Origin of the sequence: Haloactinopolyspora sp. (assembly GCF_027324685.1) — a bacterium.
GTDB lineage: Bacteria > Actinomycetota > Actinomycetes > Jiangellales > Jiangellaceae > Haloactinopolyspora.
Genome location: NZ_DAHVSH010000094.1, coordinates 1 through 1854 on the forward strand (window position 1 = coordinate 1; position 1854 = coordinate 1854).

Genomic DNA, 1854 nt, shown 5'->3' on the forward strand with positions numbered 1-1854 from the left:
GCGGCGGCCGTGACGGCAACGGCCTCAGATCGCATGCAACTGCCGCAGGCGTTCGGTCAGCGCGGCGCGGCGGTCGTCGTCGAGCCCGCGAGCAGGTGCCACCAGGGCGGGCGAGCAGACACCGGCAGCGGCGAGGGCCGCTTTCCAGCCCGCGGGCATGGTGCCCATACGACAGGCCTGAACGACGTCGAAGAGGTGACGTTGCGCCGACGCAGCGGCGTCAAGGTCGCCCGAGGTCACCGCGTCGTACACCTGCCGACCCAACTGCGGGACGACGTTGGCGCTGGCGGCGATGGTGCCACCGGCACCCACCAGCATCGACGGCAACAGCATGGTGTCGCTGCCGGTCAAGACGGTGAAATCGGCGTCGTCCACGGCGTACAGCACCGACTGCAGGTACTCGAAATCGCGGCTGCTGTCCTTGATCCCGATGATGTTCTCGTGGGCGGCCAGGCTTGCCACCACCGGCGCAGGCAGCGAAACCTTCGTCATGGCGGGGATGTTGTAGAGCACGATCGGCGCCGCCGTGGCCTCGGCCACGGCGTGGAAGTACTCACCGATCTCGTCGGCTGTCATCGGGTAATACGACGGCGGTGCCAACAGGACGGCGTCGGCTCCGGCCTGCACCAGCTCACCGATCTCGGAGATGGCCTCAGCTGCCGTGGGCGCCGAGGGCGCCGGGATGACCGGAACCGTCCGTCCGGCGACAGATCGCACCGTGGCGGTGATGTCGTGACGGACCGCCCGCGTGAGGCGGGGCCCTTCGCCGGTGGAACCGACCGGGCAGATGGCGCGTACCCCGCCATGCAGAGTCCGCTCGACCAGGCGGGCCAGGCCGTCGTGGTCGACCGAGCGCCCGTCCGGGGACAGTGGTGTGGCCAGGGCGACGTGGACGCCGCTCAGGCCGGTCGCACTCATCACCACTCCGCGTACCTCCCGTCGTCGTGTGTCCAGTCCGGATCGGGCAACGACCACGCGCCGGCCGCCGCGCGCACCACGTCTTCGTCGACGTCGACGCCGAGGCCGGCGCCGTCGGTACGGCGGAAGTGGCCGTCGATGGTGGTCAACGGTCCGGAGTCGCGCACGTAGTCGAACAACTCGCCGGCCGGCAGCCCAGCGTAACCCTGGTGGTAGTGAATGCCGCCGCTCTGCTCTTGGATCACGACGTTCGGACAGCAGAAGCCCACCTGCAGCGACGCCGCCAGCGAGATCGGGCCGTTCGGACAGTGCGGGGCGACGGCGACGTCGTACACCTCGGCCATCCGCGCGATCTTCTCCAGTTCGAACAGCCCGGTCAGCGACACGTCCGGTTGCACGATGTCGACCATGCCGTCGCGGAGCAGCGTCAGGATCTCCCACCGCGACGTCAGCCGCTCGCCGGTGGCGATCGGGATCGACGAGCCGGGCACGATGTGGCGCAGGGAGTCGTCGGTCTCCGGCGTCACCGGTTCTTCCACCCACATCAGCCGGAACGGTTCCAGCTCACGTAACAGGATCTTCGCGACCGGGCGCGGGACTCGGCCGTGGAAATCCAGCGCGATGTCGAGTTCTGCGCCGAAGGCATCGCGCAAGCTGCCCACGCGAGCGAGCACGTCGTCGATCAGCTGATGCCGGTCGAGGTGATCGGCAGTTCCCGTGGCGTTCATCTTCACCGCGGTGAACCCCTGCGCCATGCGCTGGCGGGCGTGGTCGACCACCCCGTCCGGGTCGTCGCCGCCTACCCAGGCGTAGGCGCGGGTGCGTTCGCGCACCGCCCCGCCGAGGAACTCGTACACCGGCAGGCCCACCGAACGAGCCTTGAGGTCCCACAACGCCTGCTCGATCGCCGCCGCCGCGGTGGCCAGGATCGGTCCG

Annotated in this window: 2 protein-coding genes; both read right to left on the reverse strand. The window is 69.6% G+C overall.

Annotated elements, in window-relative coordinates:
• Nucleotides 1–24: 24 nt before the first annotated feature.
• Nucleotides 25–918 (reverse strand): dihydrodipicolinate synthase family protein, encoded by an 894-nt coding sequence (locus tag M6444_RS10510; RefSeq protein WP_298326612.1) that lies wholly within the window; start codon nt 916–918, stop codon nt 25–27.
• A partial coding sequence (gene dgoD, locus M6444_RS10515) for a galactonate dehydratase (RefSeq protein ID WP_298326615.1) occupies nt 918–1854 on the reverse strand: 937 nt, incomplete at its 5' end. The genes M6444_RS10510 and dgoD, both read right to left, overlap by 1 nt.